The sequence below is a fragment of the Nocardiopsis mwathae genome (assembly GCF_014201195.1).
Taxonomy (GTDB): Bacteria; Actinomycetota; Actinomycetes; order Streptosporangiales; family Streptosporangiaceae; genus Nocardiopsis_C; species Nocardiopsis_C mwathae.
The window spans coordinates 3,349,406-3,371,919 of record NZ_JACHDS010000001.1 but is presented as its reverse complement, the minus strand read 5'-3'; the positions used below and the strand labels follow the sequence as shown (position 1 = coordinate 3,371,919).

The 22,514-nt window shown below is 72.6% G+C and carries 16 protein-coding genes; 6 read left to right on the top strand and 10 right to left on the bottom strand.

Annotated features, from left to right (window positions below):
* The first annotated feature begins 36 nt into the window (after nt 1-36).
* Nucleotides 37-717, top strand: coding sequence for a class III extradiol ring-cleavage dioxygenase family protein (locus HNR23_RS14525; RefSeq protein ID WP_184076084.1), 681 nt, complete (start codon nt 37-39; stop codon nt 715-717).
* A 94-nt stretch (nt 718-811) separates the two neighbouring features.
* On the opposite strand, the gene miaA is transcribed toward HNR23_RS14525, so the two are convergent.
* Entirely contained in the window at nt 812-1,783 is a 972-nt protein-coding gene (miaA, locus tag HNR23_RS14520; RefSeq protein WP_221308118.1) for a tRNA (adenosine(37)-N6)-dimethylallyltransferase MiaA, read from the bottom strand.
* 49 nt (nt 1,784-1,832) lie between these two features.
* On the opposite strand from miaA, the gene dapF reads away from it, so the two are divergent.
* The 3 genes from dapF (at nt 1,833) to HNR23_RS14505 (ending at nt 5,780) form a co-directional block, all read left to right on the top strand.
* Nucleotides 1,833-2,657, top strand: coding sequence for a diaminopimelate epimerase (dapF, locus tag HNR23_RS14515; RefSeq protein ID WP_184076083.1), 825 nt, complete (start codon nt 1,833-1,835; stop codon nt 2,655-2,657).
* Nucleotides 2,654-3,646 (top strand): ABC transporter permease subunit, encoded by a 993-nt coding sequence (locus tag HNR23_RS14510; RefSeq protein WP_184076082.1) that lies wholly within the window; start codon nt 2,654-2,656, stop codon nt 3,644-3,646. The genes dapF and HNR23_RS14510 overlap by 4 nt, the downstream gene beginning before the upstream one ends.
* Nucleotides 3,647-3,944: 298 nt before the next feature.
* On the top strand, nt 3,945-5,780 hold the full coding sequence (locus tag HNR23_RS14505; RefSeq protein WP_184076081.1) for an ABC transporter family substrate-binding protein: 1,836 nt from the start codon (nt 3,945-3,947) through the stop codon (nt 5,778-5,780).
* 34 nt (nt 5,781-5,814) lie between these two features.
* On the opposite strand, the gene HNR23_RS14500 is transcribed toward HNR23_RS14505, so the two are convergent.
* The 4 genes from HNR23_RS14500 to aceB form a co-directional block, all read right to left on the bottom strand.
* Nucleotides 5,815-7,170, bottom strand: a complete 1,356-nt coding sequence (locus HNR23_RS14500; RefSeq protein ID WP_343070565.1) for a (Fe-S)-binding protein — start codon at nt 7,168-7,170, stop codon at nt 5,815-5,817.
* Nucleotides 7,171-7,561: 391 nt separating this feature from the next.
* Nucleotides 7,562-8,833: an FAD-binding protein gene (locus HNR23_RS14495; protein ID WP_184076080.1), complete on the bottom strand. Its 1,272-nt coding sequence runs from the start codon at nt 8,831-8,833 to the stop codon at nt 7,562-7,564.
* Between the two features lie 40 nt (nt 8,834-8,873).
* Nucleotides 8,874-10,337: an FAD-linked oxidase C-terminal domain-containing protein gene (locus HNR23_RS14490; protein WP_184076079.1), complete on the bottom strand. Its 1,464-nt coding sequence runs from the start codon at nt 10,335-10,337 to the stop codon at nt 8,874-8,876.
* An 81-nt stretch (nt 10,338-10,418) separates the two neighbouring features.
* Nucleotides 10,419-12,023, bottom strand: a complete 1,605-nt coding sequence (gene aceB, locus HNR23_RS14485) for a malate synthase A (RefSeq protein ID WP_184076078.1) — start codon at nt 12,021-12,023, stop codon at nt 10,419-10,421.
* Between the two features lie 303 nt (nt 12,024-12,326).
* Between aceB and hflX the strand changes: the two genes are divergently transcribed.
* Both hflX and hutI read left to right on the top strand, forming a co-directional pair.
* Entirely contained in the window at nt 12,327-13,850 is a 1,524-nt protein-coding gene (gene hflX, locus HNR23_RS14480; protein WP_184076077.1) for a GTPase HflX, read from the top strand.
* Between the two features lie 284 nt (nt 13,851-14,134).
* Complete coding sequence (gene hutI / locus HNR23_RS14475; protein WP_184076076.1) at nt 14,135-15,343, top strand: imidazolonepropionase; 1,209 nt, start codon at nt 14,135-14,137, stop codon at nt 15,341-15,343.
* A gap of 58 nt (nt 15,344-15,401) precedes the next feature.
* Here hutI and HNR23_RS14470 read toward each other — a convergent pair whose 3' ends face one another.
* The 5 genes from HNR23_RS14470 to HNR23_RS14450 form a co-directional block, all read right to left on the bottom strand.
* Nucleotides 15,402-15,638: a hypothetical protein gene (locus tag HNR23_RS14470; RefSeq protein WP_184076075.1), complete on the bottom strand. Its 237-nt coding sequence runs from the start codon at nt 15,636-15,638 to the stop codon at nt 15,402-15,404.
* A gap of 388 nt (nt 15,639-16,026) precedes the next feature.
* Nucleotides 16,027-16,851 (bottom strand): Crp/Fnr family transcriptional regulator, encoded by an 825-nt coding sequence (locus HNR23_RS14465; RefSeq protein ID WP_184076074.1) that lies wholly within the window; start codon nt 16,849-16,851, stop codon nt 16,027-16,029.
* An 828-nt stretch (nt 16,852-17,679) separates the two neighbouring features.
* Nucleotides 17,680-18,648 (bottom strand): DNA polymerase III subunit delta, encoded by a 969-nt coding sequence (gene holA / locus HNR23_RS14460; protein WP_184076073.1) that lies wholly within the window; start codon nt 18,646-18,648, stop codon nt 17,680-17,682.
* 53 nt (nt 18,649-18,701) lie between these two features.
* Nucleotides 18,702-21,071, bottom strand: coding sequence for a ComEC/Rec2 family competence protein (locus HNR23_RS14455; protein ID WP_184076072.1), 2,370 nt, complete (start codon nt 21,069-21,071; stop codon nt 18,702-18,704).
* Nucleotides 21,071-22,294, bottom strand: a complete 1,224-nt coding sequence (locus HNR23_RS14450) for a ComEA family DNA-binding protein (RefSeq protein WP_246421751.1) — start codon at nt 22,292-22,294, stop codon at nt 21,071-21,073. Before HNR23_RS14450 ends, HNR23_RS14455 begins: the two co-directional genes overlap by 1 nt.
* Nucleotides 22,295-22,514 lie beyond the last annotated feature (220 nt).

Genomic DNA, 22,514 nt, shown 5'->3' with positions numbered 1-22,514 from the left:
GGAACCGTCGAAACGGCGACCCGATACCCTCGCCCTGTGTTGATCACCGCCGCCGTGTGCCCGCACCCGCCGCTGCTCGTCCCCCAGATCGCCCGCGGAGCCGCCGCCGAACTCGACGCACTGCGCGCCGCCTGCGACCGGGCCGTGGCCGACCTGGTCGCGGCCGGCCCCGACGAGCTCGTCGTGGTCGGGGCCGGCGAGGAGAACCGGGTTCACGGCGCCGACGCCGGAGGCAGTCTGGCGCCCTTCGGCGTCCCCCTAGAGGTCGGTCCGGCCCCGGCGGTGCTGCCGCACCCGCTCACCGTCGGCCGCTGGCTGGCCGAACGCGGGGGAGCGGCGCCGTCCCGCTACGCGGAGGTGGCCCGCGACGCCCGTCCCGAGGAGTGCCTGGTGCGCGGCGCCGAGCTGGCCGCATCGGTGCCGCGCCTCGCGCTCCTGGTGATGGGCGACGGGAGCGCCCGGCGTACCACCGCCTCACCCGGGCGCTTCGACGACCGCGCCGTCGGCTTCGACGACTCCGTGGCCGCCGCGCTGGCCGACGCCGACGTCGAAGGGCTGTCCGCGCTCGACCCGCGCCTCGCCGATGAGCTGATGGCCGCCGGCCGTGCGGCCTGGCAGACCCTCGCCGGCGCTGCGGACGGTTCCGGCCTGCGCGGCCGCCTTCTCGCCCACACGGCCCCCTATGGCGTCGGGTACTTCTGCGCCACCTGGAACTGACCCCCTCCGCCCTCCCCGAGGGGCGTTCTCGGGGAGAGGCGGGCCCCGAGCGCGCCTTTACTCCCGGACGGATCCGGGATCGGCGCAGAGAGGATCAGCGGTGGCCGGCGGCCTCGGCCAGCTCCAGCGCGCGGTCGGCGAGGTCGGGGGCGTCGTAGGGGAGCCAGTCGATCCGCGGATCGCGGCGGAACCAGGAGTCCTGGCGGCGGGCGAACCTGCGGGTGGAGCGGACGGTGTCCGCGCGCGCTGCCGCCTCGTCGTAGTCCACGACCGTGCCGTCCTCGCCCGGCAGGCCCTGCTCGGCGGCGAGGAAGCGGAGGACCTGGGCGTAGCCGAGCGCCCGCGAGGCGGTGCGGCCCTCCCGAAGCCCGTGCTTCTCCAGGTGGCGGACCTCCTCCACCAGCCCGGCCTCCCACATGCGGTCGACGCGCAGCTCGATGCGCTCGTCCAGCTCGGGGCGGGGCACCGACAGGCCGACCTGCGTACACGGGTAGCGGGACACGTGCTGGGGCATGGTCGCGGTGAACGGGCGACCGGTGACCTCGATGACCTCCAGCGCCCGCACGATGCGGCGCCCGTTGCCGCGCAGGATGGCCTCGGCCGCCGCCGGGTCGCGTTCGGCCAGCCGGGCGTGCAGCGGACCGGGGCCGAACTCGGCCAGCTCGGCCTCCAACCGCGCCCGTACCCGGGGGTCGGTTCCGGGGAAGTCCAGGTGGTCCAGGGCTCCGCGGATGTACAGCCCCGACCCCCCGACCAGGATCGGCACGCCGCCGCGCGCCCGGATGTCGTCGATGAGCCCGCGGGCCAGCCGCTGGTAGCGGGCGACGTCGGCGGTCTCGGTGACGTCCCAGATATCGAGCAGGTGGTGCGGCACGCCGCGCCGCTCGGCCACGGTGAGCTTGGCGGTCCCGATGTCCATGCCGCGGTAGAGCTGCATGGAGTCGGCGTTGATGATCTCCCCGGGCGTCCCGCGCTCGGCCAGCCGCAGGGCGAGTTCCACGGCCAGGTCGGACTTGCCGGCCGCGGTCGCGCCGACGACCGCGAGCACTCTGTTCACACTGCTCATCGGTCCAGTCTGACAGCGCTTGGACCTGTTTGCTCCTAGGATGATCGACATGCGATTCGCCAAAGGCCACGGCACCGAGAACGACTTCGTGATCCTCCCCGACCCCGACGGTTCGCTGGACCTCACCCCCGCGATGGTCGCCGCGCTGTGCGACCGCCGCGCCGGAATCGGCGGAGACGGAGTGCTGCGCGTGGTCCGCACCCGGGCGCTGGGCGAGGTGCTGCCCGAGGCGGCGGCCTCCGCGGCCTCCTGCGAGTGGTTCATGGACTACCGCAACGCCGACGGCAGCCTCGCCGAGATGTGCGGCAACGGGGTCCGCGTCTTCGCCCGCTACCTCATCGCGTCGGGGCTGAGCGAGGGTACCGCGTTCGGCGTCGGTACCCGGGCCGGGGCGCGGCACGTCGCCATCGAGGCCGACGGCGACGTCACCGTCGACATGGGCCGCCCGGAGATCCTCGGCAAGGGGTCGGCGGCGCTGGCCGACGGCACCGTCCACGGCACCCGCGTCTCGGTGGGCAACCCGCACCTGGCCTGCCCGGTGGACCGGCCGGTAGCAGAGATCGACCTCACCGCGAGGCCGGTCCTGGACCCGGCCGACTTCCCCGAGGGCGCCAACGTCGAGGTCTTCGCCGAGACCGCCCCCGGCGTGCTGGAGATGCGGGTGTACGAGCGCGGCTCCGCGGAGACGCGCTCGTGCGGCACCGGCATCGTGGCCGCCGCCGCGGCCGCGACACCCCCCGGCGAAGGCGCCACGTGGCGGGTGCGCGTTCCGGGCGGTGAGTGCATCGTCTACCTGGACGCCGACGGCGCCCGGCTGCGCGGCCCGGCCGTGATCCTCGCCGAGGGCGAGGTCGACGAGGCGCGCCTGGGGTGAGCGCCGCCGCGCGCTTCCTGCTGCGCAGGATGGCCGGCCACGTGGTGCTGCTGGCCGTCGTGTGCAGCTGTGCCTATCTCCTCGCGGCGCTCGCCCTCAACCCGCGGGAGAACTACGAGGGCCAGCGCCCGCCCCCGCCGCCGCAGGTCGTGGAGCAGATGCTGGCCGAGCGCAACCTGAGCGACGCGGTCCCGCTCGGCGAGCGCTACCTCACCTGGGCGTCGGGCGTCGTGACCGGCGACTTCGGCAGTACCTGGGACGGGCGCCCGGTCAACGGCGAGATCGCCCACCGCGTCGGCGCGAGTCTGCGTCTGCTGGCGCTGGGCGTCGTCGTGGGCGGGGTGGTCGGCGTGCTGGTGGGAGCGTGGACGGGCAGCCGCCGGTACGGAGTGGCCGACCGGGTCGGCACGGCGGCGTCGGTGGTGCTGATCTCGATCCCGGTGGTGGTGGTCGCGGTGCTCCTGCAGGCGGCGGCGCTGTGGGTCAACCAGGTGACCGGGGTGGAGCTGCTGCGGACGACGGGGGAGTCGACCCCCGGGCTGTCCGCCGGCTTCTGGGGCGAGGCCGCCGACCGGGCGCGCCACCTCGTGCTGCCCACCCTCGCCATCGCCCTCCCGCAGATCGCCGTCTTCAGCCGCTTCCAGCGGGGCGTGATGGCGGAGGCGGCGTCGGCGGACTACGTTCGAACCGCCCGCGCCAAGGGGCTGACCCGGGGCAGGGCGCTGACCGTGCACGCGCTGCGCTCGTCGCTCATTCCGGCCACGACCTACCTGGGCTATTCGATGGCGGCGATGTTCACGGGCGCGGTCATCGTGGAGAAGGTGTTCGGTGTGCACGGGATGGGTGAACTGCTCATCGACTCGGTGGGCCACGGCGACGTGAACGCGGTGGCCGCGGTGCTGTGCTTCGGTGCGCTGTGCGTGCTGCTGACCGGCGCACTGCTGGACGTGGTCCGGGTGATGCTCGACCCGCGGGTCCGGACCGGGTGAGGGTGCGCCAGGGGAGGGAGGGGAAGGTGCAGGGCGATGGTGCGGGCGGTTGAGTACCGGGGCCGGTGGGGCAGGGGAGGCGAACGGTGTGCGAGCACGGGGCGCAGGGCCGGGGAACTGCCCGGAGGTCGCCGTGCGCGGGCGTGACCTGCCCGGTGACCTGCTCCCAAGGCGCCTCTCGCGGTCGCCGACGGAGTAGAATTTCCGAATTGTTCCGATAGTGCCGATGGACGCCGCCTGCCGCACCCCCTCACTCCCACGGTGCGGCCGGGGGAGACGCCATCCGGCCACACCTTCTATGACCAGTTCCATCTATGACCAGTTCCATGACCGGTACGCGGCCGCCCCGCTCGGCCGCCCGACCGCGGCGGACGGCCGACGGACGTCGACGCAGGGGGAGAGACGAGTGCGAGCGGGGACGAGCAGGGCCGTCGGGGTCGCGGCGTCCGTTCTGCTGATCGCGATCGCCGCGGCGTCCTGCCGGAACGGCGACGATGAGGCGGCGGCCGACAACCGCGCCGAGGCGGTGGCGGCCTCGGCGCTGAACCCGGCCGACCGGGACGAGCTCACCGAGGGCGGAACCCTGCGCTGGGGGCTCAACGAGTTCCCCGCCCAATGGAACCCGCACCACGCCGACGGCAACCTGGCTACGGTCGGCACCGTCATGGCGGCGCTGATGCCCTACCCCTTCCGGACCGATGAGGACGGTGTCGCCGCCCCCGACCCCGACTACGTCGAGGACGTCGAGGTCCGCTCCTCCGACGGAGCGGGCGGGAGACAGGTCCTCACCCTGCGGCTGAACCCCGAGGCCCGCTGGTCGGACGGGACCCCGATCACCTGGCGCGACTACGCGGCCATGGCGCGGGCGCTCGCGGGTGAGCAGCCCGGATACCGGACCCTCGGCGGTGTCGGCTACGACCGGATCTCCTCGGTCGACGCGGGAAAGGACGAGTTCGAGGTCGTCATCGCCTTCGACCGGCCGTTCGCGGAGTACGCCGCCCTGTTCGCGCCGCTCCTGCCCGCCGCCTACACCGAGTCGGCGGACCGCTTCGACACCGGCTACCGAGAGGACATCCCCGTCACCGCCGGCCCCTTCGCGTTCGACGGGATCGATCGGGGTGCGCAGACCCTGACCGTGCGGCGCTCCGAGGACTGGTGGGGCACCCCGGCCAAGCTGGACCGCATCATCTTCCGCACGATGGCCCCCGAGGCGCTGGACAGCGCGTTCCTCGACGGCGGCATCGACACCTACGCGCTTCCCCTGGACTCCGCCTCCTACGAGCGCGCCTCCTCGGCCGCCGACGGCGAGGTCCGCGCGGCCCTGGCCCCCGACTACCGGCACATCACCCTCAACGGGCAGAGCGACATGCTCTCCGACGTGGACGTGCGGCACGCCGTCTTCCAGGGCATCGACCGCGAGGTCCTGATCCAGGCCGCGTTCGGTTCGATCGAGCCGCCGCGCGCCCCGCTGGGCAACCACCTCCTGCTGGAGGGCCGCCACGGGTACGCGGACAACAGCGGCACGTGGGGCGACTTCGACCCGGAGCACGCGCGCGAGCTCCTGGACGCCGCGGGGTGGACGGTCCCACCGGAAGGCGGCACCCGTACCAGGGGCGGAACCCCGCTCAGCGTCGACTTCCTGGTACCGCGCGGCCACAGCCCCGCCCGGGACGAGGCCGAACTCGTGCAGGGCATGCTCGCCGACATCGGCATCGACGTGCGCATCGACCCCGTGGCCGGCGACAAGCTGTTCAGCGACTACGTGCTGCCCGGCCGCTACGACATGGTCGCCTTCGTCAACACCGGCGGCGGATTCCCGCTCTCGGCGACCCTGCAGCAGTGGAGCAGCCCGGTGACCGGGGCCGACGGTACGCCGGAGTGGCGGGCCAACGTCGGCCGCATCTCCTCCCCGGAGATCGACCGTGCCTTGGAGGGGGCACTGGAGACCCTCGATCCCGACGAGGCACTGCGCCGCATCAACGAGGCCGACCGCCTGCTGTGGGAGGCCGGGCACACCCTGCCGCTCTACCAGCGCCCCGAACTGGTGGCGGCGCGCCACGACATCGCCAACCTCGGCGCGGTCGGCTTCGGCACCCTCGACTACGCCGACATCGGCTACCTCGACACGCCCTGACCGCCCCCTCCTCAGGCGTGGGCGAACGGGCGGTTCAGGGGCGGGGAGCGGGGGTGGTCACGAGGGCCGTCGGCGGCAGGCCGCGGATCGAGGCGTCGAGGACCTGGGCGGTGTGCGCGACCGCGATGGCACGACCCGTGCGCTCCATCGCCGAGGCGATCTGCAGTGAACACCCCGGGTTCCCCGCGACCAGCAGGTCGGCGCCGGTGGAGCGCACGTCCGCACCCTTGCGGTCACCGAGCTCGGCCGCGGGACCGGGCCGCAGCAGGTTGTACACACCCGCCGAACCGCAGCAGATGTCGGGGTTGGGCAGATCGCACAGGTCCAGCTCGGGGACGGCCGCCAGCAGCGCGCGGGGAGCGGCCGCGACGCCCTGGCCGTGGGAAAGGTGGCACGCGTCGTGGTAGGCCGCCCGAACGGGCAGCGGATGCCGCCGCGCCCGGGGCCCCAGCTCGGCCAGGAACTCGGTGAGGTCGACGACGCGGGAGGCGAGCTCCTCGGCGCGGCGCACCCGTGCATCCGGGGCGCCCGCCTCCCGCAGCACCCGCCCGTAGTGCTTCATGGTGCTGCCGCACCCGGCGGAATTGACCACGACCGTCTCCACGCCGGCGCGGTCGAACATCGCGACCGTGGCGTCGGCGAATCGGGCCGCCTCCGCAGCCCTCCCCGCGTGCGCTGACAGCGCGCCGCAGCAGCCCTGGCCGCGCGGGATCACCACGTCGCAGCCCTCGCTTGCCAGAACCCGTGCGGTCGCCGTGTTGACCTGCGGGAAGAACGCCCCCTGCACGCACCCGGTGAGCATCCCGACCACGGCCCGGCGCCGCCCGCGCGCGGCCACGAACCCGGGCAGCCGGGGCACCCCGCCGCTCAGGGGCGGCGCCACGCGTTCCATCGTGGCCAGCACGGGGGACAGGCGGTCGAGCAGCCCGGAGCGGCGCAGCGGCCCGGACAGGCCGGAGGCCTGGTAGGCGCGGAGCGGGCCGCGCAGCAGGTCGAGTCGGCGCCGATAGGGGAACAGCGCGAAGATCGCCGCGCGCAGCAGCCGCTCGCCCCGGCCCCTCGGGTGCTCCTCCTCGACCCGGGCACGGGTGCTCTCCAGCAGCGCGTCGTAGGCCACCCCCGAGGGACAGGCCGAAACGCAGGCCAGGCAGCCCAGGCAGTTGTCGAAGTGGCGGACGGCCGCGTCGGTCAGCACGTCCTCCTGCTCGACCTGCCCCATCAGGTGGATGCGGCCGCGCGGCGAGTCCATCTCCTGGCCCCACAGCACGTGGGTGGGGCAGGTGGGCAGGCAGAACCCGCAGTGCACGCAGTCGCCGAGCAGGTCGGAGAACGAGCGCTCGGCATGGGCGCCGGCGCCGGGGATGTCGTGGGTGGTGTGGCCGTCGTTCACCGGCTTTCTCCTCGAATGCGGCGGCCTTCAGGCCGGGGAGGAATCGGACTTCTGCGGAGCAGGGCGGGGGACGGGGAGTCACGGCAAGGGCCGATCCCCGCCCGCAGGCAGGGGTGAACCGCTCGCTGTGCGGTGCGAGAACCGAGCGCGCACGGCGCGCCGTGTGAGAGCCAGGCCGCCACGGCGACTCCTTTCGATACTTCGGGCCTTGCGGTTTCCGGGGCGGAACCGGCCTGGCCAGTGGCGAGGGTGGACGACCTGGCCGCCCGCCGGGCGGACAGGCGACCCGAGCCGGGAACCCTCCCGTTCACGAGGGGAAGGGTGCAAAGGTCCTCTTCGACCTCCTCAACCGCGGTCGTGGTCGGCGCATCGCCCCGAGGCTGCCAGGGCGTCAGACACCACCCGCGATCCGCCCGGGCGACAGCAGGTGGTGGGGGTCGAAGCGGTCCTTCACCGCGCGCATCAGCGCCAGCCCGGGGATCTCGTCCCGCGCCCCTGGCAGGTGCGGGTGGCGGGGGCGGGGCGCCCGCGCGGCGTCGGGGAAGGAGGCCCGGCCGTCGCCGGGTGCGGCGCGCAGCCGGGACACGGCGTCGACGGCGGCCTCCTCCGCGGCGGCGGACCGGGGCAGCGCCGCATACATGATGCCGGTGCCGGCCGACCCGCGGACGGCCACCCCGACCCCGGCGTCCGCAGCGGCGGAGCGCAGTACGTCGAGCGCCTCGGGAAGCCCCGTGAGGGGGTAGGCCAGCTTGAGCAGCAGGTCATCGGGGGCACCGGGGAGCTCGCCCCACCCCTCGGGCGGCTCCGTGCCGACCCCGGCCCGGCCGCCGAGCAGCGCCGCGGCTGCGGCGGCTCGCCGCCCGACCCCGGACTCGGCCCCCTCGACCAGCACCTGCAGCTCGGGCGGGCCGTCCACCGGCCAGTCCAGCTCGATGGCGGAAGGGACGAGCTGGGACGCCCGCAGCGCCCGCGCGGCGTCGCAGACCGCGGCGGAGTCGCCGGGTTCCACGGAAACGCGCACGAATCGGCGGGCCGGGGGGACGGGGTGCAGCCGGAACGTCACCGACGTGATCAGGCCCAGCGTCCCCAGCGCTCCGGTATGTAGTTTCCCGAGGTCATACCCTGCGACGTTCTTCACCACCCGGCCGCCGGAGGACGCGGTGGCGCCGTCGGCGAGCACCGTCGTCATGCCGATGACCAGGTCGCGCACCGGCCCGTGCAGCAGCCGCAACGGCCCCGAAAGGCCGGTCGCCACGACTCCGCCCACGGTCGATCCGGCCACCACGGCGTCCACCGACAGCCGCTGCCCGGCCTTGGCCAGCTCCGCCTCCAGTTCCGCCATCGGCGTTCCTGCGCCGACACGCACCACCAGGTCGCCGGTGGCGTGATCGACCCCGTTCAGGCGGCCGGTGTCGATGAGCACGTCGCACCTCTCGGGCACCCCGCCCCAGACCGGCTTGGTGCCGTGCCCGCGCGCCACCGTCACCAGCCGGTGCCGGGCGGCGGCCGCCATCAGGGCCGCGGCCGCTCCGGGGTCGGGAGGTACGGCCACGATGCGGGGGACACAGCCGCCCACGGCGTCCTCCTCGCCGCCCGGGCGCAGCGCGGCCCCGCTCGCCCCCAGCGCGTCGACCAGCGCCTCGGCATCCCGTCGCGATCCCACCGGCTCGCTACCTCCTCATCGTCGACGACAGGACGCGGGGTCAGAACACGTCGCCCGCGCCCTCGGCCACCAGCGGGTGCTCGCCCTTGCGCACCGCGGGCCGCTCCCCGCACAGCCGGGGCGTGGGCAGCAGCTTCTCCGGGTTGGCGATGCCCTGCGGATCGAAGGCCCGCCGCAGGCGGTCGAAGGCGTCCAGGTCGGACGGGCCGAACATGGCCGGCATGTGGCATGCCTTGTCGACGCCCACCCCGTGCTCGCCGGTGATCGAGCCTCCGTGCTCGATGCACAGGTCGAGGATGGCGCCGGAGACCTCTGCGGCGCGCTCCGCCGCGCCGGGTTCGGCGTCGTCGAACAGCACGAGCGGGTGGAGGTTGCCGTCCCCGGCGTGGAAGACGTTGGCCACCCGGATCCCGGACCGCGCCGACAGCTCGGCGATGCGGCGCAGCACGTCGGGCAGGGCGGTGCGGGGCACCACGCCGTCCTGAACGATGTAGGCCGGACTGATGCGGCCCACGGCGGCGAACGCCGACTTGCGGCCCTTCCAGATGCGGGCCCGCTCGTCGGGGTCGTCGGCCGCGCGGATCTCGAAGGCCCCGGCCTCGCGGCAGAGCCGCTCCACCACTGCGGCATAGGCCTCGACGTCGGAGGCGGGGCCGTCGAGCTCGACGATCAGTACGGCCCCCGCTCCCTTCGGGTAGCCGCAGGCCACCGCCTGCTCGGCGGCCTCGATGGACAGGGCGTCCATCATCTCCACGGCCGAGGGCAGCACACCGGCGGCGATGATCGCCGACACTGCGGCGCCCCCGGCGTCCGTGGTCGCGAACGCGGCCAGGACGGTGCTCACGCGCTCCGGCGCGCGGGTCAGCCGCACGGTGATCTCGGTGGCGATGCCGAGCGTGCCTTCGGAGCCGACGAACGCCCCGATGAGGTCGTATCCGGGGGCCTCGGGGGCTTTCCCGCCCAGCCGCACCACCTCGCCGCCCGGGGTCACGACCTCCAGGCCGAGGACGTGGTTGGCGGTGAAGCCGTACTTGAGGCAGTGCGCCCCGCCGGAGTTCTCCGCGACGTTGCCGCCTACCGAGCACACCTGCTGGCTGGAGGGGTCGGGCGCGTAGTAGTAGCCGTGCGGGGCCGCGGCCCGGGTGATGTCGAGGTTGGCCACGCCCGGTTCGACGACGGCGCACGCGTTGTCGATATCGATCTCGTGGATGCGGCGCATCCGGGAGGTGGTGACCAGGACCCCGTCGTCGCGGGGCAGTGCCCCGGCCGACAGGCCGGTCCCCGCCCCCCGCGGGACGAACGGCACGCCGTGCTCGGCGCACAGCCGCACCACGGCGGCGACCTGCTCGGTGCCGGTGGGCAGGACCACCACTCCGGGCACGGCGGCGTGGTAGGTGAGCGCGTCGCTCTCGTAGGTGCGGCGCTGCGCGGTGTCGGTGATGACGCCGTCGTCGCCGCAGATCGCGCGCAGTCGCGGGATCAGCGCGCGGACCGGTTCCGGCATGGGGGATCGCCCCTCCCCGTCCGATGGCACCGGGGGCCGGTGGGTGCCGCGGCGCCCACCGGCCGGTGGATTCTCCCGACGTTACGGCATCCGCTCGTAGGCCGGAAGGGTGAGGAAGTCGGCGTAGTCGTCGGCCAGCGCGACCTCCTTGAACAGCTCGGTGGCGCGTTCGTAGAGCTCGGTGTCGAAGGCGTCGCCGGCGGCCTCGCGGATGGCGGCGAGTTCCTCGCCGATGATCCGGTCGACGAGCTCGCGGGTGACCTTGGGGCCGTCGTCGAGCGTGACGTCGTTGTGCAGCCACTGCCAGATCTGGGAGCGGGAGATCTCGGCGGTGGCGGCGTCCTCCATGAGGTTGTGGATGGCCACGGCGCCGTTCCCGCCGATCCACGCGGCCAGGTACTGCAGGGCGACGTTGATGTTGGAGCGCAGTCCGGCCTCGGTGATGCCGCCCTCGGTGGCGTCGACGGCCAGCAGGTCGTCGGCCTTGACGGCGACGTCCTCGCGGAGCCGGTCGAGCTGGTTGGGGCGCTCGCCGAGCACGCCGTCGAAGATCTCCATGGCGACCGGGACCAGGTCGGGGTGGGCCACCCACGAGCCGTCGAAGCCGTCGCCGGACTCTCGGGTCTTGTCGTCGCGCACCTTGGCCAGGGCGCGCTCGTTGACCTCGGCGTCGCGGCGGCTGGGGATGAACGCGGCCATGCCGCCGATGGCGAAGGCGCCGCGCTTGTGGCAGGTGCTGACCAGCAGCTCGGTGTAGGCGCGCATGAACGGGGCGGTCATGGTGACGGCGTTGCGCTCGGGCAGCAGGAAGCGGCGACCGCGGGTGCGGTGCACCTTGATGATGCTGAAGAGGTAGTCCCATCGGCCGGCGTTGAGCCCGGCGGAGTGCTCGCGCAGCTCGTAGAGGATCTCCTCCATCTCGAAGGCGGCGGGGATCGTCTCGATGAGGACGGTGGCGCGGATGGTGCCGCGCGGGATGCCGAGCTTCTCCTGGGCGGCGACGAAGATCTCGTTCCACAGCCGCGCTTCGAGGTGGCTCTCCATCTTGGGCAGGTAGAAGTAGGGGCCCTTGCCCTTGTCGAGCTGGCGGCGCGCGCAGTGGAAGAAGTAGAGCGCGAAGTCGACGATGCCGCCGGAGGTGCGTCGGCCGTCGACGAGGATGTGCTTCTCGTCGAGGTGCCAGCCGCGGGGCCGCACCACGATGGTGGCGAGCTCGCCGTCGTCCTTCAGCGCGTAGCTCTTGCCCTCCGGGGTGGAGAAGTCGATGGTGCGGTCCAGCGCGTCCCGCAGGTTGAGCTGGCCGCCGATCATGTTCTCCCACAGCGGGGTGTTGGCGTCCTCGAAGTCGGCCAGCCACACCTTGGCGCCGGAGTTGAGCGCGTTGATGGTCATCTTGCGGTCGGTGGGGCCGGTGATCTCCACACGGCGGTCGGTGATCCCTGGAGCGGGCGGCGCGACCTTCCAGCTCGGGTCCTCGCGGATGGCCCGCGTCTCCGGGAGGAAGTCGAGGTCGGCCCCGGCCGAGACGGCGTCCTGTCGGCGCTTGCGCGCGGCGAGCAGTTCCTGGCGGCGACCTTCGAACCTCCGGTGCAGATCGGCGATGAGCGCGAGTGCGTCATCGGTGAGGATCTCGTCGTACCGCTCGTGCAGAGGGCCGGTGACCTCGACCCCGTTGGTGGCGCCCATGGGAAAACCTTCCACAAAGCGAAAGTTGCTTCTGTTATGTGGAATATGACGCTACTCTTGAGCCTGGGGCATGGTCAACGTTGTGAGGGTCTCACACATCGCGAAACTTTCCGCTGTGTGGAAGAAATCTACTTATTCACGGCGAAAATCGGCGCGTTTTTGAGCTTCCCTTCGCGTGCAGAGGGAAGGACGTGGTATGAGCCACTCTTGCGCGGCGGAAAAGCAGATGCCAACACCACGGCGACGTGTCACCATCCCAGGGAACAACCGCCGTCCCCGGGACGTTGCCCCTGCTGGAGGGATATGAATAAGACGTACGACCACGGCTCCGACCACACCGCGCGCACGCACGCGCCGGACACGATGGACGCGGGCCGTGACGCGATCGCCGTCGGAGACCTGGACACCGATGCGCTCCTCGCCTCGGGAACCGGTCACGGCGACGCCGCGGTCCCCGACCAAGGGGAGATGGAACTCGCCGACCGCCACGCGCTGCGCCGGGTGGCAGGGCTGTCCACCGAACTCACCGACGTCACCGAGGTCGAGTACCGCTCGCTGCGCCTGGAGCGGGTCGTCCTCATCGGTGTGTGGACCACCGGTACCCAGGCCGACGCCGACAACTCGCTCATGGAGCTCAAGCAGCTCGCCGAGACCGCCGGCGCGATGGTGCTCGAAGGTGCCACCCAGCGCCGCCCCAAGCCCGACCCCGCGACCTACGTCGGCCGCGGCAAGGCCGGAGAACTGCGCGACATCGTCGAGAGCACCGGAGCGGACACCCTGATCTGCGACGGTGAGCTCACCCCTGGCCAGCTGCGCCAGCTGGAGGACGTCGTCAAGGTGAAGGTCATCGACCGCACCGCGCTCATCCTGGACATCTTCGCCCAGCACGCGCGCAGTCGAGAGGGCAAGGCCCAGGTCGAACTCGCCCAGCTCAGCTACCTCCTGCCGCGCCTGCGCGGCTGGGGTGACTCCCTGTCCCGGCAGGCCGGCGGACGTGCCGGCGGCAACGGCGGCGTGGGACTGCGCGGCCCCGGTGAGACCAAGATCGAGACCGACCGGCGCCGCATCAACGCCAAGATGGCCAAGCTGCGCCGCCAGCTCACCCAGATGGGCATGGCCCGTGATGTCAAGCGGGACAAGCGCCGCGTACGCCAGGTACCGGCCGTGGCCATCGCCGGATACACCAACGCCGGCAAGTCCAGCCTGCTCAACCGGCTGACCGGGGCCGGTGTCCTGGTCGAGAACGCCCTGTTCGCGACCCTGGACCCGACGGTCCGCCAGGCGCGCACGCCCGACGGCCGCTCGTTCACCCTCAGCGACACCGTCGGATTCGTCCGGCACCTGCCGCACCAGCTGGTGGAGGCCTTCCGGTCGACGCTGGAGGAGGTCGCCGACGCCGATCTGATCCTGCACGTGGTCGACGCTTCGCACCCCGACCCCGAGCAGCAGTTGTCCTCGGTGCGCGAGGTGTTCGGCGAGATCGGCGCGCAGAACGTGGCCGAGCTCGTCGTCTTCAACAAGGTCGACGCCGCCGACCCGGTCGTGCTCAAGCAGCTGCGGACCCGCGAGCCGCGCTCCGTCGAGGTGTCCGCGCGCACCGGCGAGGGCGTGGCCGAGCTGATCGCCGCGGTCTCCGACGCGCTCCCCGAACTCGACCGGGAAGTCCGGGTTGTGCTCCCCTACGAGAGGGGCGACCTGGTTTCCCGCGTGCACGAAGAGGGGCGCATCGTCGCCGAGCAGCACACCGGCGACGGCACCTCACTGCACGCCTACGTGCCGGCACTCCTGGCCGGGAAGCTGGAGGAGTTCGCCGTCCCCGTCGGCTGAGCCGAAATCACACGCCAACGGCGGAACCCTGCGCAGGGTTCCGCCGTTGGCCTGTATCAGTGGGAAAACGGATTCGCGGGGAAGAGGTGTACACACGGTCCGCCGATGAACTACGGTTCTGAGTCACCGGCACGAGGAGCGTGAGCCGACGGCCCCGCCGCCTCCGTTTCCCACCCCCTCCGGCCCAGTCGAGATCGAGGTCGCTTATGTCTTCCCTCCTGCTCCGACCTGCCGTAATGCCCGCCCCGGCGCGGTGCTGAACATAGAGGCAGGCCGGTGAGACGATGACAGTGCGACTGCTGACGAACATCGGGCGCTTGTGGACCGGGACCGACCTCCTCAGCAACGCCGCCATGCTCATCCAGCACGATCGCGTCGCGTGGGTGGGGCCCGCAGCGGAGCTGCCGCAGCGGCTTCCCGGCATCGTCGATGACATCGTCGACGTGGACGAGGTCGACAACCTCGGCGGTGGGCTGGTCACCCCCGGCCTCATCGACGCGCACTGCCACCCCGTCTACGCGGGCAACCGGTACGCCGAGATCACGATGCGCGCCAGCGGTGCCTCCAAGACCGAGATCACCGGAGCGGGCGGCGGCGTCGCCTCCACCGTGACCGTGACACGCGGGACCGACCCATGGACCCTGTGCAACGCGGTGCGCGAGCGCCTGCGGCACTGGGTGCTGTCGGGCTGCACGACCGTCGAGGCCAAGACCGGCTACCACCTCACCCGCGATGGCGAGCTGTCCGACATCCGGCTGCTGCGATCCCTGGAGGAGGAGCCGGGCATGCCCCGGCTGCACGCCACCTTCTTCGCCGCGCACGCGGTGCCGCCGGAGTACTTCGGCCGCCCGCACGACTACGTCGACGCGGTGTGCTCCTGGCTGAGCGACGCCGTCCAGGCCGGCGCGGACGGCGTCGACGTCTACTGCGACAACCAGCAGTTCACCGCCGAGGACGCGCACCGGCTCCTGACCGCGGGCCAGGGTGCGGGGCTCAAGACCCACATGCACGCCTGCGCCAAGCCCCGGCACGGCGCGGTCCGGATGGCCACCGACCTGCAGTGCACGTCGGTCGACCTGGTCCACGAGACCGATGAGGAGGACATCCTCGCCCTGGCCAAGACGACCACCCCGGTCGTGGTGTGCCCGACGACGTCCCTGCACGAGCACAGCAACCCGCCGGTCCGCGCCCTGCTCGACCACGGTGTCCCGGTCGGCCTGGGCACCGACCACAACCCGGGCCAGTCGGGCCTGACCTCGCTGCCCATGGCGATCGCCCTGGCCATCGCCATGTTCAACATGAGCGTTCTCGAAGCCCTGAGAGCCGCCACCGTCGGCGGCGCCTTCGCCCTCGGTGTCACCGACCGCGGTGTGCTCTCCCCGGGCGCCTTCGCCGACATCGTTCAGTGGGACGCCGATCACGAGGGCGCCTTCGCGTGGTCCTACGGCCTGAAGACCCTGCGCGTGTGGCGAGGCGGCGAAACCATCCGATAGCCGCGGCCGACGGCCGCGGCGGACACGCCGAGCCCCCCGATCGCGGCGCCGATCGGCCTCACTCCTGGCCCAGGAAAACCCCGAAAGCCTCGATGACCGGCGGAAATCCGTAGACCAGCCCGGTGATCGCACCGATGACCCCGACGATGGCGACGGCGGTCACCCGGAGGGTGGCGCCACGCCCGGCGCCGTCCCCGGCGTGGGTCAACCGGTGGATCGTATAACCGACCAGGCCGATGACCGCGAAAACGACCACGGCCGCAGCCGCGGCCATGACGATACGTTCGACGTCCATGAAAAAACTCCGCTTCCTGTTCCTGTGCCGAACCTGCGGAGTCTGAATACGATCACGGGTGGCTGGTGAGGCCGATCGCTTCAGACCGGTGTTGGGGGCAGCGTAGACCGCCGACTACGAATTTCTCTAGTGGGATTCGAGGATTATTCCGTTCACGCGAATCGTGAATCCGGCGCGTCAAGCGAAGAAGGGGCAGGTCAAGCGGGTTACCATCCTGCTGACCCGCCCCCTGTGCACATCGTAGGTTCGGCTAAGAACTCGGAGTGCGAACCCATGACATCACGTCGCCTGAGGGAATGTAAGGCCAATTGCATCACGTGAGGCAATTCAATTTAATATCCACATAAGAGTGCCCATAAGAGGAAACCTCCCCGGCGAAGGCGCCCGATCAGCGAGCGGCCCCCCGTGCCTGCCTCCGCACTTGCCCCTGTTCCAGTGCCGCCTCCCGGCGCCGACGCCCGGAGCCGTGGGCGCCATCGGCGTCGGAACCGCGGTCGGAATCACGGCCGACGGCCACCGTCCCCGCCTCCAGGGCCGGGAGGTCGCGGACCAGCAGCCGCCGGTACCCCGTCTCGACGACCCCGTCCCGGCGCAGCTGCTGCAGCGCTCGCGACACCGACACCTCCGAGGCGCCGATGAAGGAGGCCAGCTCCTTCTGCGTCATCGGCGCCGCGATCTCGGTGCCGCCGTCGACCTCGTAGCCGAACCGCTCGGCCAGGGTGGCCAGGAGCCGGGACAGGCGCGCCTCGATCCCCCGCGTGCTCATGTCGAGGAACCGCTGGTCGGAGTCGCTGAGCAGGTGGGCGATGTAGCCGTTGAGCTCCAGCGCGACCCGCGGGTGGTCCAGCAGGAAGATGCGGAAGTACCGGCGGGGGATGGCCGTCACCCGCACCTCACCGGCGGCGCGGACGGTGTGCCGCCAGGTGGGTGGCCGCAGCGCCGAGCTGGCGGCGCCGACGAGGTCGCGCGGACCGAAGATCGCGGACAGGATCTCCTCCCCGTCCCGGGAGCGCGCGAACACCTTCAGGTAGCCGGAGTGCACGACGAAGACCCTGCGCACGGGCTCGCCCTGCCGGGCCACGTCCTCCCCCGGGGCGAAGGACCGTCCCACGCCGTGGCTGAACAGGTGGGCCATCGGCACTTCGGACGTGCGAAGCACATCCCAGAAGAACCCGGGACCGAAGACGTAGTCCCTCAGCCCCTCGGCACTCATGACCGCGCACCGCTGGCGCGCGATGGTTCAGGGGATCCGGAAGTACGGACGCGGCCGCGTCCGTGAACGCAGCGTGAAAACGGAAGAAGGCCGGTGGAGGGAACCATGGACGAACTCCAAGTTATTAGCCGAACCTATGATGGGATTATCCGGATGTGACGTTCCGGTCGGGTCTGTCCTGTCGGATTCGCCCGGTCGGGAGTGCCGGCCCCGCACGTGGATTCCGGTCAGCTGGTGAGACTGTCCGACGATCAGGTCGGGGCTGAAGATCACTCTATGAGGTCGTCTGCGGAAAAATCTAGACCGTCTGACTGGTCTGCGACGAAAGTGCCCCCCTGGGGCGGTCGAGCCGGGTGGAACGCCTGCTCAGTGAGTCACCCTCCTTTCGCGCTCCGTTCGGGGATCCTCCGCATTCAGGACGCCGAACTCCGTTCGATGGCCCATGTTCGCGCCGCTCCCCCTGCGATTCCATCAAACGATGTCATCGTGAGTGATGATGTGGCGCTTCTTCCAGAGAAGAACCATCGCCAAAGAGGATATCGCGTGGGTTCTGGTGAACTTTTGGCGCCCCTGGTCGATGACCGCTTTGCGGGTGCTGAGGCGAATTATCCTCACCTTTGTTAATGCAGAGAATCCACAACCCCATTTACGGACATCCCTATCGACCCCATGCCGCTCTCTTCCACCGAGTGCCCGGACTCGCGGTTGTGGACCGCGGACGAGGCGCCTTCCCCGAGCGCCGGCACCACCCTCCGGTCCGCGGACAAGGTCACCGCGCCGGTGGTGAGGTCGACCCCCGTGATCGGTTCCCGTACTCCTGGCCGGGGGTCAGCGCCGGCCGCGGGCGGAGGCGATCTCGATGACGGCTCGTTCCAGGGCGTAGGCGGGGTCGCGGCCGGCGCCCTTGATGAGGGCGTCGGTTTCGGCGATGACCTCCATGGCGCGGGCCACGCCCTGGGGGGACCAGCCGCGGGCCTGCTGACGGAGGGTCTTCAGCTTCCACGGCGGGACCTTGGCGCGCTTGGCGAGTTCGGCCTCGGACATGCCCCGGGGCGGCTGGGCGGCTACGGCCAGGCCGCGGACGGCTCCGGCCAGGGCGCTGTTGATCAGCACCGGGGCCGTGCCGACCGCCAGGGACCAGCGCAGTTGCTCCAGGGCTTCGGGAAGGCGCCCTTCGACCGCGCGGTCGGCGACGGTGAAACCCGATGCCTCGGCCTTGCCGGAGTGGTAGCGGGCGACGGCGGCGGCGTCGACGCGCCCCTCGGTGTCGGCGACCAGCTGGGTGCAGGCGGCGGCCAGTTCGCGCAGGTCGTTGCCGACCGCGTCCAGCAGCGCCTGTGCGGCGTCCGCGGTGATCTGCCGCCCGGCCCGGGAGAACTCGCCCTTGACGAACTGCAGGCGCTCGTTCGCCTTGGTCGGCTTCGGGCAGTTGATCCGCTGGGCCCCCGCCTTGACCGCGGTTTCCAGCAGCGCCTTGCCCTTGGCACCGCCGGCGTGTACGAGCACCATGATGACGTCGTCGGCCGGGGCCTTGAGGTAGCCGGTGACCTCGGCGGCGAGGTCCTTGGTGAGGTCCTGGGCGGAGCGCAGCACCACGACGCGGCGCTCCCCGAACAGGGAGGGCGAGGTGACCTCCACCAGCTTCCCGGCCGTGACCTGGCCCGGGACCAGGTCGTGCACGTCCACGTCGGGGTCATCGGCCCGTGCGGCGGCGACGACTTCGGCCACCGCCCGGTCGACGAGGAGTTCTTCGTCGCCGACGACGGCGGTGATCGGTGAGACGGAGGTGGAGCCCATGCATGCAGCATGCCACGTCCGAGGGACGTACCGGTGCGCGAACGACACCTTGGTCAGGGTTCCGGTGCCGTGGTGTCGCAGCCGTGCTCGCAGGTCACGGCGAGGCCGTCGGTGCCGGTGCCGACGATGATGTCGCCGTGCAGGTCGGTGCGGTAGTTGGCGGTCGTCAGCTCCTCCAGGTGCGCAGTGGTCCGGGGGTGGGGGTGGCCGTAGGAGTTGTCCGCGCCGACGGACGTGAGGGTGATCACCGGGCGGGTCGCCCGGAGGAAGGCGGGCTCCTGGGTCGCCGACCCGTGGTGCGGGGTCTTGAGGACGTCGACGTCCAGTGACGTGTCCGACATGGCGAGGCGCTGCTGGGCGGGTTCTTCGATGTCGCCGGTCAGCAGGATCGAGAGAGGTGCCGGGGCGGAATCGGAGGCCGGTTCCCGCTCGGCGCGCAGTACCAGGCTGCGGTCGTTCAGGTTGCCGACGGCACCGGCTTCGGGTGCCAGGATGGCGAGCCGCCAGGGGCCGGCACGCAGGGTGCGCCCCGCCACCCCGGCGTGCAGGGGAACGCCGTGGGCCCGGAGGATGCGTCCGACGGTGCCGTCGGCGAAGCCCGGGGGCGCGACGGCCGCGTGGACGGTTCGGCTCCGCAGCACGGCGGGGACGGCGTCGACGTGGTCGGCGTGGTCGTGGGAAAGGATCAGCAGGGGCACCTCGCGGACGCCGAGCCGGTCGAGGCAGCCGTCCACAGCGCCGGGGTCCTGTCCGGTGTCGACCAGTACCGCGGCGCCGTCGCCCGCGTCGAGGGCCAGGGCGTCGCCTTGGCCGACGTCGCAGGCGGCCACGGCCCAGCCGCGCGGCGGCCATGCCGGGGAGGCGCACTCGACCAGGGCGATGGCGGCGCCGACCGACAGCGCGAGCGCGGCCGCCACCCGGCGTGCGCGACCCCGGAGGAGCAGGCCGAGGGCGATCAGGGCGGCGAGGGCCAGTGCGCCGGAGAGGTCGGGGCGCCAGGGGACACCGCCGTGCGGGACGAGGGCGCCCGCCTCGGCGACGGCGGCGATCCACGAGACGGCCAACCCCGGGAACCCGATCAGGACCGCGGCGACCGGGGGCGACACCAGCGCGACGACGGCCACGCAGAATCCGAGCACCGTGGCCGTTCCGACCAGCGGGGCGGCTGCCACGTTCGCCGGGATGGCGACCCAGCTGACCTCGCTGGACAGCAGGACCAGGACGGGTGAGCAGGCCACATGCGCGGCGAGCGCCACGGCGACCGCTTCGGCCAGGGAGTGCGGCATCCGACGCGACCAGGACCGGGTCCAGCCGGGGGTGAGCAGCAGGATTCCGCCGGTGGCCAGCACGGACAGCGCGAAGCCGTAGGAGTCGGCGAGCGAGGGCTCGAACAGCACCAGCCCGATGACGGTGGCGCTCAGCGCGGCGATCCCGGCGTGCGGGCGCCCCAGCGCCAGCGCGAGCAGCGCGATGCCGCCCATGCAGGCCGCGCGGACGACGCTGGGCTCCGGCCGTGCCAGCAGGACGAACACGACGATCATCGCGGCCCCGCCGAGGACCGTGCACCAGGTGGGCGAGCGCAGCCAGCGGGCCAGGCCGAGGACGGCCCCGGTCATGATGGCCAGGTTGGAACCGGAGACGGTGAGCAGGTGGGTCATCCCGGTGGCGCGGAAGTCCTCGGCGGTCTCCGGGCGCAGCTCGGAGGTGTCGCCCACGAGGAGAGCGGGAAGCAGGCCGCGTTCGGGCTGGGGCAGGGACGCGCACGCCTCCCGCAGCCGTTCGCGGGCCAACCCCGCGAAGGCGTGGGCGGCCGTCGGCGGCCCGACCTCGTGGGGCGGTCCGCGCACCGCGATGAGCGCCCCGGTCAGGGAGTCGTCGGTCGCCAGGAACGCCCCGGTGGCGCGGACCTGGCGGCTGGGGAGCAGGCGCCGCCACTCCTCGCCGGAGGCGAGGAGCACGACCGGTACCCGGGCGGCGACCCGTCGGCCGTCGACCTGGACCCAGGTGGTGCGTGCCTCGATGACGTACTCGGCCCGCCCCGGGCGCAGGATGCCCTCCCGGAGGCGCGGGTCGAGGGTGATCTCGGCGGCGAACTCGGCCCGCCGCTCCTGCTCGGCGAGGGCGGTGACGGGACCGGCCCGCACCGTGCCGACCCTGGCGCCGACCACCAGCGCGGCGGCGCAGACGCACGCCAGCACCGCGGCGAGCGGGGCGGTCACGGCCTCGGCGGCCGCCCCGTGCCGGAGGAACGGCAGCAGGAGAAGGGCACAGCACCCCGCGCCCACCGCGACGCCCACCGCGACGGGTGAAGGAGCGTCGAGCAGGAGCAGGGCGGTGAGCCAGGTGGCCACCGCGGGGGGCAGCAGCCGCAGGTCGCGGGGCTGGCCGAGACCGGCCGCGTCGGTGCCGAGCCAGGATGCCATCAGGCCCCCACCCGGACCCGGTCGCGCAGGTCGGCGAAGCGCCGTTCACCGATGCCGCTGACCTCCTGCAGCTGCTCGACGCTGCCGAACCCGCCGTTGGCGTCGCGGAACTCCACGATGCGGTCGGCCAGCACCGGTCCGATCCCGGGGAGCGCCTGGAGATCCTGTGCGGTGGCGGAGTTGAGGTCGATGAGTCCCTGGGGGTCGGGTCCGCCGGGTGCGGCGGCCGTCCCGGAACCGGCGGGGGTATCGGGGGCGGCGACGGCGGGCGAGGGGGTGACGCCGACGAGGATCTGCTCACCGTCGACGAGGGGGCGGGCCAGGTTGAGGGCGAGAGTGTCCTCCTCCGCGCCGGCCTCGGCGGTGATGCCCCCGGCGGCGTCGATCGCGTCGGCCACCCGGGAGCTCGCGGGCAGGGTGTAGACGCCCGGCCGCTCGACCGTGCCACCGACATGGACGATGACCTCGCCGCTGGGTGACGCCGTGGCTCCGGGGGATGGCCCGGCCGACGCGGCGGCGGGCTCGGTGTCGGAGATCAGCTCGGGGGCGGGCGTGGCGTCGGGCCGGGACTGTAGGAGGAACCACGCGGTGCCCAGGATGGCGAAGGCGCAGACGGCGAGGAGGGCCTGCACCCCGCTGCGGTTCAGCAGGGGCCGGTCGGAGAGGGACGAGAGGGCGGAGCCGGCCAGGGCCGCGAGCCGTGACCGCGGTTCCGGGGCGGCGTCCACCTCGACGTATCCGCGCGGCGGCCGGTCCTCGGGCACGTCGTCGGGTGGCCGGTCTTCGCCCTCGTCCTCGTCGTGGGCGGTGTCCTGGTCCGGAGGTCGGCGGGCACAGGTGCCGGCCTCGGATTCGGTATTCCGACGTGGCCGCGGGTCCCGTGCCGCCGCGGGCCGCGGGGACGGTCGGTGTCCCGTGTCCGACAGCCGATCCGCGTCCGGCGCGGACTCCGGCTCGTCGCGCGCCTCGTGGCGGGGCGCGTCGGGGTCCGTGGCGGCCTCCGCCGCCTGGACCGCGTAGGGCGGGACGGGGATGTCGCCGACCAGCGGGGGGTCGGGTGGCGGCTCACCGACCGTGACCGGGGCTTCTCCGATTCCACCGGCACCGTCGGCGGGCGCGGGCGGCGCGGCGGCCTCCGCCCCTTCCTCGTCGGAGGTCAGGGCTTGCAGCCGCCGCATGGGGGTGGCGTGGGACGAACGCCGGGATCGCGATGAAGTGGACATGCGATCCACGCTAGGAACCGGCTCCGGACGCGGTCAGGAGGAATTCTTCCGGCTGTGGATAACCGTCTCCGCTGCCCTGGGGCGGGCGGGGCCGCTTCCGCGCTGCGCGCCCGCCGGGTGGACGGGCGGGAGAGGGCAAGGGGTGGCGTCACATGCCCGCAGAGCGGCGCGGGGCCGCTGATCGCGGCATTGCCGCGGCGCGGACGATGCGTGGCGCGCC